The sequence below is a fragment of the Microcoleus sp. Pol11C2 genome, from assembly GCF_036701505.1.
Taxonomy (GTDB): domain Bacteria; phylum Cyanobacteriota; class Cyanobacteriia; order Cyanobacteriales; family Microcoleaceae; genus Microcoleus.
Genome location: NZ_JAUBQX010000079.1, coordinates 1 through 17526, shown reverse-complemented (window position 1 = coordinate 17526; position 17526 = coordinate 1). Strand labels below are relative to the sequence as shown.

Below are 17526 nucleotides of genomic sequence, written 5' to 3'. Positions count from 1 at the left end.
TCGATCGGTAATGGTTTCATTATTGCTATTGATATACTTATCTTAACTGTACTCTATTAACCTGCAATCTGCTGTATTTTTAGTCAAGCTCCCTATTAGAAGCAAAATATTAAGTTTTATTAAAGAACAAAAGTTATTGCCCCACTTAATATTAACATGAACGCTATAAAGTTTGATGTTTAACAAATAAGCTGATGGCAATGCAATTAAGTAAGGGTGAGAGATTTAATATCTCTAAAGAAGCGCCTGGTTTAAAAAAAATGGCGATCGCCCTAGGTTGGCAGGTGACAGAGGCAGGACAAAGCTACGAGATTGATGTCTCTGCCTTTATGCTAGGTGCTGACGGCAAAATACCTAACGATAAATATTTTATCTTTTACAATAATCTGCAATCCGGTGACAGTTCTGTACTGCAATTGATTCGGGATAAAAATAACAGAAGTCAAGAGAATAAAACGATTTACGGCGTTATCTTAAAAAGAGTTAATCCTGAAATTGAGGAAATAACTTTTGTTGTCACTATTCACGAAGCAGATAAAATTAATGCAAATTTTAGCAATATCAAAAATGCTTTTATCAAGATTTACAGTTTGGATACAGAAAACGAACTTGTTCGTTATGAACTAAAAGAGAATTTTTCGCGAGAGACGGCTGTAGAATTTGGTCGCTTGTATAGAAAGAATGGAGAGTGGAGATTTCAGGCGGTAGGAGCAGGATATCAGGCAGGATTGCAGAGTTTTGTGGATAAGTATTGCAGCTAAAGTAGTAATAAAATTGCTCCCATTACTCACGAGTTGGTAGCGGGAACGGCTGATGATTTACAGTTTTCGGCTGGGGAGTTGGAGGTGGAGTCAGAACCGGAAGGGGAATAGTCTCGTCTGGAGCTTTTGGTAAATTTGTGGCTCTTCAGTAATTAGTATGCTAAACTAACAGTCAAACTGCCAAGTAGGCAAACATCTAACTCGGAAGTTTTCAAAGTTTCTAAACCCGTAAGCAGAACGTTTAATCAACTTGAGCTTATTGTTGATGCCTTCGACAACACCACTCGTAGTCTTATAATCGAAGTAAGCAATGATCTCATCTAGCCAACGAATAATAGTGTTCTGACTATCGGGAAAATATTTTTTAGCTCCTGACAGCCATCTTCCCAGTTTCAACAAACCGACTAACCAATTATTAGCCTGCTCGAAAATCCTTCTAATTTCTTCTTTTAATTCATGCATACTTTTGAGAGGAGAAGATAAATCTTTAACTTGCACGAGTTTAGCTTTTCGCTCTTCATTTAGATCTGATTCGTTCTTCAATAACACATAGTTACTTTTCTTCAATCCTTCTAAAACTTTCTCCTGGTCTGCTTTATCTTCTGACGATTCTGCTTTTTTAATTAAATCTTCTACCTGTCTCTTTTGTCGCTTCCTTTGGGCATCTAATTCCTTATTTATTTGTGCCATTACATGAAATCTGTCGGCGACCACCTGAGCCTTTGGCATCAAGTCTATCACTAGATTTCTGTAACCTTTCCACAAATCTATACTTACTTATTCTATTTGCTCTAATACCTCTTTACCCCATCCGAGCAGCACTTCCCTAATTTCTTATTGTTCCCTTCCTGCCAATATCCCACTTAACTTAGACTTCTCTAAATCTATTAATACTGCACAGTAATTTCCTTTTTCTTTTATTACAGCTATTTCATCTATCCCTAATCTTTTCAACTCGCTAGGTTTGGCTTTCAAGTATTCTTTCGATGCGGATTTTAACATCCTTTCTATTTCTTCTGTTGTCACCACCCCTTTTTTCGCTACGCTGTGGAGCTCGTTCTCTCACACTTCTTGGATTATTGCTCTTCCTAGCCGTTTTGTATAGGTTCTTCTTTTTCTGACAAACTCCAACTCTTCACTAAATGGCTTGACACATTTTTCACATTTAAACTGTCGTCTGTTAATTTCTAAAAATACAAAGTTTTATCCCCAAGGTAAATCTTTGACTAGGTATCTATGATTTTGATGTAATCTATGACTTTTTTTCCCCAACGTGGACAGTTACTTTCCTTACCGATTCTTTCCACCTGTAAAATTATTCCAATCCCTTCATGCAGGCGATGTGAGATTACTTTTATTCCCTCTATATTCAACAACTTTGTTAAAAACTTTATCTCCTTTTTCGTTCTCATTGCTGTTCAATCCACCTAACCCCTCTAGCTTTTGCTTATAGTTAATAATAAATGAGTTCCCTCTGTCAACCCCGGTAATGACTCTACCAACTATTTTTCTAGCCTCATTTGTCTTTCTTTCCTGGCTTAGCTATTCATTTAGCATATTAACTACTGAAGAGCCTTAGTTATTTTTCTCATTGTCCGATACCTAGAAAGTAGACGACCTATATTTATCAATTCACTGTTTGGTTATTTTGTCAATGCGTAAGTCCTAATTTCTTAGTCCGCGTCGGCGGACTTCGTTCGTGTAGAAGCGATTTCAATCGCCGAATGACTGATTAAACAAATCAAAAATCTGCTGGCAAAAGTCTTTGAGTTTTTGCGCCGACTCCACCGCAGGTTCGGTTATGCCGAGAAAATTCCAATTTTCCACAGTAGAAAAGTGCCACTGCTGACCAGTATGATCGTAACCGGCGGCCTCAACGCCGATCGCCCGCCGATATCCTTCCACCGGATCTTGGTAAAATCGGATTTGAATCAAAATGCTGCGGCTTTGCAACAAGCGACTTCTACCGGGAAAATGGAAGCCAATGTCTATCGAATCTGGATCTACAAGTTCTCTGGTATCCTCGTCATTCATCCAAGGTTTCAAATCGACTTTTGCATCCGGGAATTCGGACTTGAATAAATTAACAACCGCAGCAATTTTGCTGGCAACTTCTATATTTTTGGCTTGTTCGGCAGCGTTCACTCAAAAAACTCCTATCAAATATAGTTATTACATTTAGCTAATAATGTAACTGCATACTGCCGAATGTAGACTGTCAACAGCGGACTTTTTCATAAATAATTAGGCCTTGACAAATTTTCATATATGTGTGGCGCTGTTTTTATCCGAGTCTCGATCCCCCTAAATCCCCCTTAAAATGGGGGACTTTGAGCAGGCTCTTGTCCCCCTCTTATTAAGGGGGGTTAGGGGGAATCTGCGGGTTTTAACACACGCCATAGTTCCATAATTTTAATTCAGGGGAAGGGCGATCGCAAATTCCGTACCTTCTCCCAGCACCGATTCGCAAGTTATTTTACCGCCGTGGGTTTCTTCTACAATTTGCCGGCTGATAGACAACCCCAAACCAGTACCTTTTCCTACTCCTTTGGTAGTAAATAAATGGTCAAATATTTTTGACTTGACCTCCGATGACATCCCTTGACCGTTATCTTTGATTTTAATCACCACGCTGTTGTTATCCTCCCCGAGATGAGTGATAATGGCGATCGTATTCGGTAAAGCCTCAATTTCACCGTAAGTGCGACCCTGATTGAATTCGTCAAAACACTCGATCGCATTTGCCAGCAAATTCATAAATACCTGATTCAGTTGCCCAAAATAACATTTAACTGGCGGGATATCTCCGTATTCTTTGATAATCTTAATCGCCGGGCGAGTATCTTTAGCTTTCAGGCGATACTGTAAAATCATCAAAGTGCTGTCGATGCCGTCATGAATATTTGCTGACACTTTATTCGCACTATCAGCGCGGGAAAAAGTCCGCAAAGACTTGCTAATATTGCGGATGCGCTCTGTACCTGATTTCATAGATAAAAGCATTTTAGGCAAATCTTCGATCAAATATTCTAAATCAATCTCCGATGCTTTATCTTGTAATTCATCTCCAGGATTAGGAAATTTTTCTTGGTAAAGTTGTAAGCAATCAATCAAATCTAAGCTCGCCTCAGCAGCAGCATCAAGATTGCCCGCAATAAAACCAAGCGGATTGTTAATTTCGTGAGCAACCCCTGCAATCAAGTTGCCGAGAGCAGACATTTTTTCGCTTTGAATGAGTTGCAGTTGCGCCTGTTGCAGTTCATTAAAAGATTTTTCTAACTGTTGAGATTTTTCTTTCTCGCGCGCGTACAAACCAGCATTTTCTACAGCAATAGCAACTTGAGAAATTAACACTTTAAATACTTCTACTCTCTCTGCTGTAAAAGCCCCTACTGTCAAAGCATTTTCTAAATAAATTATTCCGCGCCGCTGAGATTGATAAATAATAGGCAAACAGAGAATTGATTTTGGTTGATATTTCTGAATGTAGTTGTCCACCTTAAAAGGTTCGACGACAGTCGCATTGTCTAAAACCAGATGCTTTTGACTGCGGTCTACGTAATTAATCACAGACAGGGGAACATCTTGACTGTTTTCTACGGGAATAGAGGGTAAAAGAGTCACTTTATGCTCCGCAAAACTGCCAGTAGCTTCTATGCAGAGGATATCGTTTTTCAGCAGCAGCAGCACTACTTTTTGAGCCGCCGCATTTTCTAAAATAATTCTGATTAATTTGGTCAACAATTTTTCGAGAACAATTTCACCGTTAAGGGCTTCCGCTGACTTAATAAAAGTAGCTAAGTCTAAGAAATCGCCTAAACTACTACTGGTAGTATTTCCCGTGGTAGTGCGGGTGACATCGAGGGTTGGGGTGGGAATTGTGCGCGTCTGTGCTGCTAAGAAAAGATGTGTTGATTCTAAGTGTTTAACTTTAGCTATAGCTCCCCAATGGATATATCCATAATAGGCTTTAGTCAGATATGCTTGAGAAACTATCTCTTTACCCAAAGCTTGATAAAATTCTCCGGCTAATTCATAGGCTAATGCTTCCTCTTGAATGTAACCGTTTTTGGCGGCTCCCTCAATTGCGCGATCGTACAATTCCATTGCTTGGGTATTTTGCCCCAAGACTCGCGCTTTTTCCGCTGCAACCAAGTCGTATTTATGTTGATAATTCATCGGAGCATGAACTGCCCATTTTTTCATCTTCTTTTGGTTTTGCAGCACTTTTTCTAAATATTGCTTTTGTTCCCCTCTGTCAGCTTGGGGATACAAAGCAAGGAGACTGAGAGAAAAGTAAAAATTATTCAGAGCAACCACATAAAATCCGGCTACCGACTCCTGATATTTCTCAAATAACCTTGAATTGTCTAATGCTTGCGCGTAGTTTCTGAAGATAAAGTTAAGCTGAGTTTTGGCATGATAAACCGCACTAACTAAAAAAAAGCTTTGAGATTCTATTAAAACTGGGAGTATTTTTAATTCATTAAAGTTATCGCCGACTAAATCGCATGGTTCGACAGATTTACCCCGCAAATTGAGAGCTGTCTGCCTGCATATACTTATATACTGTACAGCCATTTCTAGTTGATATTTCTGCATTAGTTTCATATATTTACCAGCCTCCTGCTCCACCAAATCTAGAGGCTCTCCTATCGACATTTTTTTGAAGCAATATTCAGTTATAGAATAACCAGCATATTCTAACTCTCCAGTTTCCGTCCCTGTTTTAAAACCTTCTTTGAGAGCGCCTAATCCGGAATTGACAGAGGCTTTCCAGTGGTTAATAAAGCAACCAAAGGGTGAATAAACTCTACTTTTAATTGAACGGGAGGGAAATTTGTCTAACATCTTAATTGCCAGTTGACCGAATTGGTATGCCAAACTAATGTCTCCTACCTTGTACATAACTACGCCATAAAAAACGTAAGCAATACTTGCATAAGGCGAATTACCATATTTAATGCACAGCTTGACCATCCTAAATGCGAGCAGCGGTACCAGTTGGGGCTTGACCGGAACAGCACTGCTGAGAATCCCTGATAAAATCCGCATGGCTGCTTGTTTCTCGGGATCGGTCATTTCTGGCAAGTTAGCTAAATCCTCAATTCGTTTCAATCCCAAGCTCAGTTTTGTATTAATCATTCCTGCAGCAATATTTAGCGCCTTGGGATTTTGAGGAAAAAAGATGCCTAATAGTTTCAGGACTTCCAGTCCTGTATTGAGGGCTTCTACAAATCTATTTTGAGCGTTATAAGACTGAATTTGAAGTTGATAAACATTCACTTTTTCGAGTAAACTTGTAGCTTTTTCCACTACAATATCTACCAGTTTTTTGGACTTTTCATAGTTGATATTTAAGTATTCAGATTCTGCTGTTGACTCGTAAATTGCTAAAGTTAAGTCATAGTGGCTTTGCCAAGAATCCGCCGGCAATAATTCCATAGCAACCCGCAAATACCTAACAGCAGCTTCATACGCAGCCGCCGCTTTTGCCTTGCGTCCAGCAGTTAAATTTAATTGTGCCAACTGAGTTTTTTCCGACTGTTGGCTAATCGTGTCAATTCCGACATTCAATTGATTGACGATATCAAAGATGTTTTCTTCTAGCTTGTCGGGGGGAGTATTCTGTAATAGTAATTGACCGATTTTTAAATGGGTAGATTGCTTTTGGTCTTCGGGAATTAGCGAATATGCGGCTTGCTGAACGCGATCGTGCAAAAATTTGTAAATAACCCGCGAAGTATCTAACTTGAGATTGATTGATTCGGATCGATCGAAAACTAAAGGAATGCGATAAGCCTCGCTCAAGGGCAGAATTAACCCTGCTTGCAAAGCTGAATAAAGTTCATTTGCTGTAGTATTAGCTGACTTTTCGCTAACAACCGACAGCACATCTAGAGCAAATTTATCTCCCACGCAAGCTGCTAGCTTCAACACTTCTTGCGTGGCTGCAGGCAGCTTTTCAATGCGAGAAGCTACCAGTTCCACCACACTTTTATCGGTGATTCCAATGGCTTGGATTTCATCAATACTCCAATACCAGCCACTTTGACTTCCCTCATTTGTAATGCGATTAAATTCAAATTTTAAAAGAGAGTCTTGATAAAGTGCTTGGAGTAATTGGGTCAAGAAAAAAGGATTGCCGCCCGTTTTATTCCAGATTAAATTAGCTAGGTTTGTTACTTTTTCTGTGCAAGTGTTAAGTGTTTCAGTGACTAATTCAGTCACATTTGGTAAATCCAGCGGTTGCAAGACGATATTATTGACAATTGTACCAGTTTTTTCAATTTCTTCTACAGTCTGAATTAAGGGGTGGGTCGGACTAACTTCATTGTCTCGATAGGCACCGATTAGCAACAAATATTGCTGGTCAGGGTCAGTTATCAGTATTTGCATCAACTTTAATGTTGCTGAATCTGCCCACTGCAAATCGTCTAAAAAGATAACTAGGGGGTGTTCTTTTTGGGCGAAAACGCGAATAAATTCTTGGAATACCCGATTGAATCGATTTTGGGATTCTACAGGGGCGAGTTCTGGGACTTCTGGCTGTTTGCCGATGATTAATTCAACTTTGGGAATTACGTCGGCAATTACTTGGCCGTCTGTTCCCAATGCTGTTAAAATTTTAGTGCGCCATATTTCTAATGAAAGTGCACTTTCTGTTAGTAATTGCCGCAGCAAGGAGTTAAATGCTTGGATTAAGGAAGCATAAGGAATGTTGCGTTTGAATTGGTCAAATTTGCCGCTAATAAAGTAACCTTTTGACCTGGTAATTGGTTTGCTAACTTCGTTGACAACGGCAGATTTACCGATGCCTGAGTAGCCTGAGACTAGCATTAATTCGCTGCTTCCTGATGGGAGCGGGTTTGGTTCTAAGGTTGCTGGTTTTTCTAACAAATTGTTGGCTAAACCCGCTCTTACACGTTCAAATGCTGCTAGTAATTCATTAACCTGATTTTCCCGACCGTACAATTTTTGGGGGATTAACAATTGGCTGAGAATATCTAAGCGTCCGGGGATGAAGTCGGCAATTTTTCCGGTGGTTTGTAACTGATGCAAAGAAGTTTCCAAGTCTGCTAACAATCCGACCGCACTTTGATATCTATCTTCGGCATTTTTTGCCATCAATTTCATCACTATCTCAGAGAGGGCGACAGGTATTTCTGAATTTATTTGATGGGGAGATATTGGTTGAACTGCGATGTGGCTGTAAACTATTTCTAATGGGTCATTGCTGCGAAAAGGTAATTTTCCAGTCAGCATTTCATATAATGTGATACCAAGGGAATAAAAGTCTGTGCGGTAGTCGAGGGTGCGGTTCATTCTCCCGGTTTGTTCGGGTGACATATAGGCTAATGTGCCTTCGACTGAGTTGGGATTGTTAAATTGCGGATTTTCTTTGTTGAGTTTTGTAGCAATGCCGAAGTCGGTGAGTTTTACTTGTTTTGTTTGCGAGTTAATTATGATGTTGCTGGGTTTAATGTCTTTGTGAATAATGTGCTGAAAATGCAGGTATTGTAAGGCTTTGACTATTTGGATGGCGATGTTTAAATTTGCTTGCAGGCTCAAGGTTTCTCTTTCCAAGAGTTTAGCGAGGGATTCGCCACCCAAGTCTTCTAAAACGATTCCTAATCGGTGGTCAAATGTTTCGATACTGATGGCTTTGACGATGTGTTCGCTGTCTAAATTTTGGCTGATTTGATATTCGTGTTTGAGCCTGGTAATGGCTTCGAGGGAGGGATATTCGGCTTTGAGAACTTTCAAAATGACTGGGGGCGCATCTGTCGGTGTTTGTCCGCGATAGATTATTGTTTCGACCCCTTCGTGCAGAGTAGAAGTTACTTGGTATTTTGATAAGGTTAACATCACTTAAGTTATAAATTAAAGGAGCCGAGCCTCATTAGATTAACACTACTTAATCTTAATTTTGTGTGATTCCGATCATGTATTTTGCGATTTCCAAATCACACGGAATATACACTAAGTAAAAATGTGGGCTTGGTGGTTGGTGTCAACAAACATCTTAAATGTAATCTCGGTCTTGTGTTTAAGTCCCGAATGCTTTCGCTGCACCGTTTTTATGGGAGATGGGAGCGATCGCACTCCGCGTCAAACAACAGGAGATGGGAGCGATCGCACTGGGCATAAAACAGGCAATTGAAGGGGTTCTCAATCGCTGACTACCGTAACTTCACAGATAGTAGCAATAGATTCCGGTTCAGGTAAAATACGCACGCGGGCGAATTTTAAACCGCTGACTCCTTGCAGTGATTCTACCATGCCGGTCTGAACTTTTGGCTCTACCCAACCTTCGCGAGACAAGTAACGCAAGTATTGTTGGTACTCTTCCCATTCGTCTTCGGTTGAATAAACTACCGTTAACATTCCTGGTTGGGTAATTCGCTCTTGTGCGTCTTTGTCAACGGCTTTTTCTATCCGCTTTTTGACGAGTTCGTAGCGGATGTCGCGAGTGCCTTTGACATCAAACATTTTTTCGGTGTTTTCGTTGTGAAAAATGTCGATAGTGGTATTCTGCACTAACACTAAATGTGCGAGTTCCATGTTGATTTGAGACTCGGCTTGCAGGCGAAAAACTGTGCGGCCGCAATCGCAAATAGCTCGCAGTTGTTCGTACCGCAAACTGTGTAGGTGAAACTGGCTGAATGTGGGGTCGATCGATTTTCCTACATAAATCATGTGATCGATGCCGTCGGTGCATTCGATGTCGCAGTAGTGGGGCAAAATTTGCTGCATTTTTTCTTGCCAGCGGGCCCAGGTTTCTTGGAGTTTGGTGCTGATTAGGTTCAGCATTTGGTCGTAGCGGTTGCGATCGCTGTAAACGCAGTTATGTTCATTTTCACAGGCTGCTTGGTAAGCTTCAACGGCTGCCTGAACCTTGGGACCGCACTGCACAAAATAGTCAAAATATACTTCTAAATGCTCGTTTAAATACTCGGCTGCTCGCACCTCCATATCGACTGTTACTTTTTGTTTTAAATGCTGAATGTAGTCGAGCAAGTCGAGCCGCAGTTGCTCGCCGAGGTGGGTAGTTTGTGTTTGGCAAACAGCATCAGCTATGACTAAACCTAAGCGAAATTGTTCGAGCAAATCAGTTTGAATGGCTCGGTTTCTTTCATCGCTAGAACCCCGAATGTCCGAAATTCCGTACAGCGGATGAACGTCAGCAAATACGATTGTTTCTGGAGGTAGTCCCCAACTTCGCCTTTCTGCTTCTTGGGCGAACCGCCACTCGACTGCGGGGTGGATATTGTGAATGTGGGTAAACCGCTCCTGGATAGCTTGCCGCAGGGCTGCAATGAATGCGGGAATGAGTTCTTGGGCGTGTTGAGCGTCAATGCCGTTGAAGTGGTTTGGCCGATCGCACAACAGCCCCACAACACCCAAAATCCGCTGCCCGCACCCCTCGCGGGTGACGGATTTGACTACCAGGGGGACCAGCAGCATTGATCGAGTTCCCATTCTCCGCAAAGTTCGATCGCACTCGGTTTCGCACTCCCTACGCAAGTCTGGCACATTCCAAACTTGATTTGCTGCTGTGGCCTTCAAAAAGTGAGAAGCTTCTAGGGAGTGCATTGAATAAAGAATCGGCTGCAAATGTTGGCCGTCTTTTGCAACTAATAGCTGTACCTGTTCGCCGTCGGGCCGCAGCAGCAAAGTGCCGTCAGCATTGAAGAGTGAGCGCAAACACCGATCGATTCTCTCAAATTTGTCTGGCCGCAGCATCGAATCTTGATCGATCAATAACTGAGTCAGCCGCCGAATTTGCTCCTGCACCGTGACATCAAAACCTTCTAGCAGCAGCAACCCTTCTACGCGGTAATTATCCAACTGCAATTGATCGGCTAAATTTTCCAGTTGATTCGGCTGCATCAGCCAAGCTTCCCGTTCCGCAACAGGCATTAATCTTAAAGAAATATCCGCAAACTCATCTATTTTTGAGTCAATTCGAGTAATTTTTAACTGTTCCGAACCCAGCCAAAATTCTATAAATCTGGGTTCTGGGTGTTTGGGTTTTTTTACACTCGCCGTGACAGGTTCGTCTAGCACCCGCAAACCGTCGATGTCAATTTGATAATATTGCTTAAATACCCAGTGCAAAAGGTGGCGACGGTACAATTGTTCTGCTGTTTTGCCGTCCCCATCCTCGAACAGTTCCAGCAGAGTGATGTCGGTTTCTGCAAACAAACCGTTGGTAGATTGAGTTGCCAAGGACGTTTCCTCCCAACCGGCCAAGCGGCAAAATGCTGCGTTAGCGTACCGCAGGGCAAAAGTTCCTGGTTGCATTACTGCGATTAAAACGCGGCGGTCGCCGAGAAATTGAAACAGTCGCTGTAAATCTTGTTTCCACGTTTTCAACGGTTCGATTTCAGAAGATTGACTGGGTACCTTGCCCGCCAAAGCTTCCAGTAACTGTTCTATACTTGGTTCGCTGGGCAGATTGTTACTGTCTTGCTTTGTTGGAACGATATCTGTCGCTGGGGATTTTACAGAGTTGTTGTTTTGATGGGAAGACGATTTAGGAGTAGACATGAGTAAAACACCTGAAAGCAGTGGATTTTGCCAAAAAATGTCAGCGATCGGCGATTATGGCTTTGTAAAGAGCTTAAATCCTGTTTGTAAAGTTTGTGTGTGGGTATCGGAAACTGGGTTTTTTCTCGGACGATGGGCCCAGGGACTTTTACTTTTATTCACAAACAACCTCTCAGTCTCGACGTTATAGGTGATATTAACGTGTTTACCGCCTGGGGGGTAACACCCATTATAAGCGGTAGACACTAGCGGATAGTGTCAGCAACTAATGCTATTTGACTCAGAGGCGAGATATACAGCAGGTTTGGGTTGAATGAAGCACAGCCCTGGTAATTGGTAATTGGTAATTACCAATTACCAATTACCAATTGGTAAGCAGGTTGCTTGTCACTAACTTAGCCAATAAAGGGCCGACCAAATTTCTAATATTACTTGCTATTTGGCAATGCAAGAATTAACATATATAATACATCTAATAGGATTTTTGAAAGGACATAGTTATGGCTTTAAGGGTTAACAATCTCATTAGCGATGTGACGGGATTTCCTGTATTTGCTGGGGGCGGGCCACGTCTTTTGGCATTCGCTACACCCGATGATATTGAGGTAGAGAATGGAAATTTGTCGTCTTTTCCCTGGGGAGTTTGGGGACTCGACGGCAACGATACTATAGCAGGTTCGTCGGATTCCAACGAACGGCTGTTAGGAAATAACGGCAATGATCTTATCGGTGGTGGCGGCGGAAATGACATAATTTACGGCGGGAAAGATAACGATCGCGTGGGTGGAAATGAAGGCAACGACGTAGTTAGGGGCGATGCCGGAAACGACGTTATTTTTGGAGGATTTGGCAACGATATCCTGCGGGGAGGGCAAGGAGACGACGATTTAGACGGCAATGAGGGCGACGATTTCATCGCGGGCGATCGGGGAGTTGACGTGCTCACGGGAGGCTTCGGTGCTGACATGTTTGTGCTCAGAAGCAACGATGAAGCATTTGGTATAGAGGGAGCAGATGTAGTTACCGATTTTAACTTTGACGAGGGCGATCGCATCGGTTTGACGGACGGTTTAACAGAACTAAACCTTTTCTTTGAAGACGACAATTTGATTGCTTACGATAACGACGGAATTATCAATGACATGGTGATTGAAAACATAATTACCGGACAGATTGTGGGGATAGTTTTAGACACGGACAACTTTGAACTTGTCGGTGCATTTGAACAGGCAAGTCCGTTTGCTTTGGCAGTTAACGGTTCTCAATTCCAGTTTTTGGCTTAGTTATTTGTAGGAAATTAGACGGGCTATAGAGCGAGTTCCGGGTAGGGTACACGGCAGTTTTGCGTCGGACACGGCACTGCCGTGTCCCTACAGATAGCGGAAAATCTATCTCTAAGCAACTGTACTTTGCAGAAGTATTAAAACAGTAATAGTTGTTTTTGCACAAGCACCCGTTTTGACGATATCTTCGCCATAAATTGCAAAATTAGCTGTATCTGTCACCAGTTTAAATTGATCAAAAAACAAGCGGTGGCGGGTCGGGATTTATTATTACCAAACAAGGCTCAACTTACACGGTTTTGACAGCTAATCACGTTGTTGCTGCTCCGGATACCTATACGATTCGCACTTCTACAGGAAAAGACTATCAAGTAACCCGTAGTGTACTATTGCAGAAAGGCCAGAATGCTCCTGATTTAGCAGTCGTAACATTTAAGAGAACTAAATCTTATCCAGTTGTAACTTTAGGCGATTCTGAACAAGCGGCAGTTGGTACACCAATTTTTGTCTTTGGCTATCCAGGTCTTCCGGCTACCATAACAGACCCAACTGAACGCAATTTTGAATTTTCACCAGGCTTTGATATGAATCGGGCGCTGAGCCTGTGCCACTTGTGCGTCAACAGTCGCTAGACTAAAAGACAACATCCCATGAAGGAACAAACCTCTGCACCAATGGACTCGCTTCATAAAAATATCCTGCTCATACCTTAATAAACTAATATAAAGGATGAGCTGTGTAGGAAAAATCCTAACTTTAGACAGATGACAAATAGGACTTACGCACATCCTTGGACGCACTGCAACCAAAGAAAGCGGGTTTTTTATCGAATATGCAGGCTGTAACGAAGTATTTTGGTAAAAAAAACCGGTTTCTGGGTTCTCATGCGTTAGTCCTAATTGTACGAAATCTCAGGTATTATGAATGGCCTAAACTCCAGCTTGTTCCTAATCTAGGGATATTGCCGAAGTTTTAACACTGGCAGATGAGCTAGGTATACTGGAGGTCGATCGAGTTCCCAACGATATCATCAATGATAATGAAGAATAATAAAAATTATAAAAATAGCGAGGAATTAGGTAAATCACCGCCTAAATATCTCATAGTAATAGGTTATTTGTTAGCAGTAGTTGCTACTTTAATATGGGCTGGTAACTTCATTGTTGCCCGAGCTTTTAATCAAGATATTCTACCTGTAGGACTAGCCTTTTGGCGATGGACTATCGCTGTTATAACTCTGACACCATTCGCCATTAAAACGACAGTCGCCGACTGGAAAATGGTACAAAAACATCTGCCATACTTGGCAGTGTCGGGTTTTTTAGGCGTGACTGCTTTTAACACATTAATCTATATTGCAGGTCACACAACACAGGCCACAAACTTGTCATTAATCGCTGCTTGTTCCCCTATTTTTATCGTACTAATGTCTAGAATTTTTTATAGGGAAATTATATCTTTGACGCGGTTCGCGGGAATTGCGATCACAGTCAGCGGTGTTATACTTTTACTCGCGGGAGGTTCTTTAGAAAAATTACTCCATATTTCTTTCGCCATTGGCGATATTTATATGCTATTGGCGGCCATAATCTTCGCGGGCTACACCATGTTAGTCAAACACAAGCCATCGACCATGCACATCACAACCTTTAGCTTATGTACTTTTAGTTTAGGGCTATTATTTTTAGTACCCTTATATGCCCTTGAATGTTGGATTTATCATCCTGTTGTCTTTAATCCAGCTATCGTGAGGGCATTGCTCTACGTTGGAGTGCTTTCTTCAGTAGTGGCTTATCTCGCATGGAATCAGGCGATCGCCCTAATTGGCCCTTCCCGCACAGCTTTAATTTACTACATGATTCCAGTCTTTAGCGGTCTTGGTGCGCGGCTTATTCTCAATGAACCGATCGCCTTAGTTCATCTCTTTAGTACATTGTTAATCCTCGCAGGCATTATTATCACTAATAGACAGTAACTATATAACACAAGATCCCAACTCATAGCGCGTTAATCCGCCAGCATCAGCGGTTAAAAAATAAAAACATCCAACTTTTCCCAAAACTTGCATCCAAACAGCCCCATTTAGCCCTAAAATAAAAAAGACTGACTAGCCAACAATGCCCTATGTTTGAAGCCCTTGCCGATCGACTCGAATCCACCTGGAAAAAACTGCGCGGACAGAATAAAATCTCCGAGTCTAACATCCAAGACGCCCTCAAAGAAGTCCGTCGCGCCCTCCTGGAAGCCGATGTCAACCTCCAAGTCGTCAAAAACTTCATCGGAGAGGTAGCAGCCAAAGCACAAGGAGCAGAAGTAGTTTCAGGCGTCCGTCCCGACCAACAATTCATCAAAATCGTTCACGACGAACTCGTGCGCGTCATGGGGGAAACCAACGTACCCCTCGCCACCGCCGAATCCGGGCCCACAGTGATCCTGATGGCAGGTTTGCAAGGAACCGGGAAAACCACAGCTACCGCCAAACTAGCGCTGCACCTCCGCAAACAAAATCGTACCGCACTGCTAGTCGCAACCGACATTTATCGACCAGCCGCGATCGACCAATTGCTGACCCTGGGCAAACAAATCGACGTACCAGTATTTGAATTAGGCAAAGACATTGACCCCGTAGAAATTGCCCGCCAAGGCATCGAACACGGTAAACAAATTGGCATTGATACCATCATCGTCGATACCGCAGGCCGCCTGCAAATCGACCAAGACATGATGGCAGAATTGGGCCGCATCAAACAAACAGTACAACCCCACGAAACACTGTTAGTTGTTGATGCCATGACCGGCCAAGAAGCAGCCAATTTAACCCGCACCTTTCATGAACAAATCGGCATTACCGGCGCAATCTTAACCAAATTAGACGGCGACAGCCGCGGCGGTGCAGCCTTGTCAGTGCGACAAATATCCGGCGCGCCGATTAAATTTGTCGGAGTTGGCGAAAAAGTGGAAGCATTGCAACCATTTTATCCCGATCGCATGGCATCGAGAATACTAGGCATGGGCGATGTCTTGACCCTCGTAGAAAAAGCGCAAGAAGAATTCGACATCGCCGATGCCGAAAAAATGCAAGAGAAAATGCTCACGGCAAAGTTTGACTTTACCGACTTTCTCAAACAAACCAGACTGTTAAAAAATATGGGTTCCCTAGGCGGCATCATGAAAATGATTCCGGGGATGAACAAACTCTCAGACGAACAAATGCGGCAGGGAGAAGTGCAGCTAAAACGCACCGAAGCCATGATTAATTCGATGACAGTTGAAGAACGCCGCAATCCCGAACTTTTAGCAAGTTCTCCATCCCGCCGCCGCCGCATTGGCAAAGGCGCCGGCTACGCGGAAAACGACGTAACTAAGCTGGTGAGCGATTTCCAGAAAATGCGTACAATGATGCAGCAAATGAGTCAAGGCAACTTTACAGGAATGGGAGGATTGCCGGGAATGCCCGGAATGCCCGGAATGGGTGGCCCCGGAATGCAACCCGGTTCCCGTGGCTATATGGGTGCCCAGCAGAAGAAGAAAAAGAAAAAAGATAAGCCAAAAAAAGGTTTCGGACAGTTGTAAAAAGTGGGGGCTGGTTTCACTAAATAATTGGCTACCACCGATAATCTCGTAAACCAGCCCCCACCCACCCCAATATTCCTTTATTACTATTGGTGGAAGATGTAATAACTATTAAACTTTAACTCTTTTCTTGTAGCCACTTTAATTGTATGCAAGCCCATCCGGCTTTCATCTTCACTCCAATATCGCACTTTTTTCCACTGTTTTAAAAAGCTCTCACTCTGACTCAAGCTGCCTTTGATTAAAAATGACAGTTTTTTTAAAATTCCTCTGGTGCTCCTGATTTTTGCTTTTCACTTACTGGGCGCGGCACTTTTAATTTGCTTTTGAGCCGATATCTTGCCCACTGATGTACTGTTCGATATGCTAGTTTTACTTCACAGCAGCTTGTCAACCATTGATGTACTTCTTTATAGCTACTGAATCCTTCGGGTTGTTGCAATTCCTGTGATAATTTCTCTACGGTTTCTGGATTCATTATTCAAGGTCGAACCGAACGGGGTTTCTGGATTAATAATTCTTCTATTCCCCCCGAGCGATAGCTAGACAGCCATCTTTGTATTGTGGTACGATGTTTACCGGAGTAAATAGATTCCGTTGTACTTCATACCAATTGCTAATTATTTTTTCAACGCGCATAAACTCCCGTCTAACAAAAGCTTGAAGTGAACAAAAGATGTGAGTCTTGATTGCATGAGTATCTCTAACCATGAACCGACAAATTCCACAGACTTGTTTTATGGCTCGATGAAAGGTTTCAATTGCCCAATGGGTATCATGAATTGTTATAAATTCATTTCTAGTTATATCCTTAATTTTTTCCTCATCGGGAAGATACAAAATATAATGTCTAGAGTCTTCTTTTTTAAAGTCGCACCTTTACAACTTGACAAATCCAAATTCTTTCTGATGAGTTCTCAATCCTGACTCTGAAATTACCAGATTCCTTACTTGGCAATACTTATGTGGCTCGTTTGAGACAGTTATGTTTTTTTCAATACCGAATAGAAAACCCAATTTCTGGTTTTTTAGAAATTTTAAGTTTTCTACTCCTGAAGACCAACTGTCTCCTGTCACTATTCTTGGCTTGACTCCCCAGCTTATTATTTCACTTACCATCTCTCTAAAATAATCGTTTTTTTTTCTCCTTGTTGTCATATATTCTGTAATTTATGGACACTAAATTACCATTAATATCGCTGTAAGATAGAGTGATTAAATTTAACCCCATAATTGTTTTATGAGCTTTTCCTGACCAAAAATAACTGATTAACTCGGCAGGGTAAGCGCATCTCAAAGTCTATTGACAACAGGGTCTTGAGGCATCATCATGTGGAAATAAACAACCAGCGAGA

General features: G+C 42.1%; 10 protein-coding genes and 2 pseudogenes. 6 read left to right on the top strand and 6 right to left on the bottom strand.

Annotation, left to right across the window (positions count from 1 at the left end; all coding sequences use genetic code 11):
* Nucleotides 1–194: 194 nt before the first annotated feature.
* A complete protein-coding gene (locus tag QUA42_RS26170; protein WP_333141410.1) occupies nt 195–761 on the top strand; it encodes a TerD family protein in 567 nt (188 codons plus the stop codon).
* Nucleotides 762–926: 165 nt separating this feature from the next.
* Here QUA42_RS26170 and QUA42_RS26165 read toward each other — a convergent pair.
* The 3 genes and pseudogenes from QUA42_RS26165 to QUA42_RS26155 all read right to left on the bottom strand — a co-directional run bounded on the left by QUA42_RS26165 (nt 927) and on the right by QUA42_RS26155 (nt 8630).
* Nucleotides 927–2173: pseudogene (locus QUA42_RS26165) on the bottom strand (ISL3 family transposase).
* A 301-nt stretch (nt 2174–2474) separates the two neighbouring features.
* Complete coding sequence (locus tag QUA42_RS26160; RefSeq protein WP_333035142.1) at nt 2475–2906, bottom strand: hypothetical protein; 432 nt, start codon at nt 2904–2906, stop codon at nt 2475–2477.
* Between the two features lie 267 nt (nt 2907–3173).
* Nucleotides 3174–8630, bottom strand: coding sequence for an AAA family ATPase (locus tag QUA42_RS26155; RefSeq protein ID WP_333141408.1), 5457 nt, complete (start codon nt 8628–8630; stop codon nt 3174–3176).
* A 124-nt stretch (nt 8631–8754) separates the two neighbouring features.
* Between QUA42_RS26155 and QUA42_RS26150 the strand changes: the two genes are divergently transcribed.
* Nucleotides 8755–8925, top strand: a complete 171-nt coding sequence (locus QUA42_RS26150; RefSeq protein ID WP_333141406.1) for a hypothetical protein — start codon at nt 8755–8757, stop codon at nt 8923–8925.
* A gap of 8 nt (nt 8926–8933) precedes the next feature.
* Here QUA42_RS26150 and QUA42_RS26145 read toward each other — a convergent pair whose 3' ends face one another.
* Nucleotides 8934–11315 carry a GAF domain-containing protein gene (locus tag QUA42_RS26145; RefSeq protein ID WP_333141404.1) on the bottom strand — a complete coding sequence of 794 codons (2382 nt, stop codon included), beginning with the start codon at nt 11313–11315 and terminating at the stop codon, nt 8934–8936.
* Between the two features lie 500 nt (nt 11316–11815).
* Here QUA42_RS26145 and QUA42_RS26140 point away from each other — a divergent pair, with 500 nt between their 5' ends.
* The 4 genes from QUA42_RS26140 (at nt 11816) to ffh (ending at nt 16171) form a co-directional block, all read left to right on the top strand.
* A complete protein-coding gene (locus QUA42_RS26140) occupies nt 11816–12598 on the top strand; it encodes a calcium-binding protein (RefSeq protein WP_333141402.1) in 783 nt (260 codons plus the stop codon).
* Between the two features lie 230 nt (nt 12599–12828).
* Nucleotides 12829–13230, top strand: coding sequence for a trypsin-like peptidase domain-containing protein (locus tag QUA42_RS26135; protein WP_445301374.1), 402 nt, complete (start codon nt 12829–12831; stop codon nt 13228–13230).
* A 407-nt stretch (nt 13231–13637) separates the two neighbouring features.
* A complete protein-coding gene (locus tag QUA42_RS26130) occupies nt 13638–14573 on the top strand; it encodes a DMT family transporter (RefSeq protein ID WP_333141397.1) in 936 nt (311 codons plus the stop codon).
* 149 nt (nt 14574–14722) lie between these two features.
* Entirely contained in the window at nt 14723–16171 is a 1449-nt protein-coding gene (gene ffh, locus QUA42_RS26125) for a signal recognition particle protein (protein ID WP_333035131.1), read from the top strand.
* 259 nt (nt 16172–16430) lie between these two features.
* Here the strand turns inward: ffh and QUA42_RS26120 are convergent, their stop codons facing one another.
* Nucleotides 16431–16649 (bottom strand): hypothetical protein, encoded by a 219-nt coding sequence (locus QUA42_RS26120; protein WP_333141395.1) that lies wholly within the window; start codon nt 16647–16649, stop codon nt 16431–16433.
* Between the two features lie 44 nt (nt 16650–16693).
* Nucleotides 16694–17450: pseudogene (locus tag QUA42_RS26115) on the bottom strand (transposase); the annotation flags it as partial.
* Nucleotides 17451–17526: the final 76 nt, after the last annotated feature.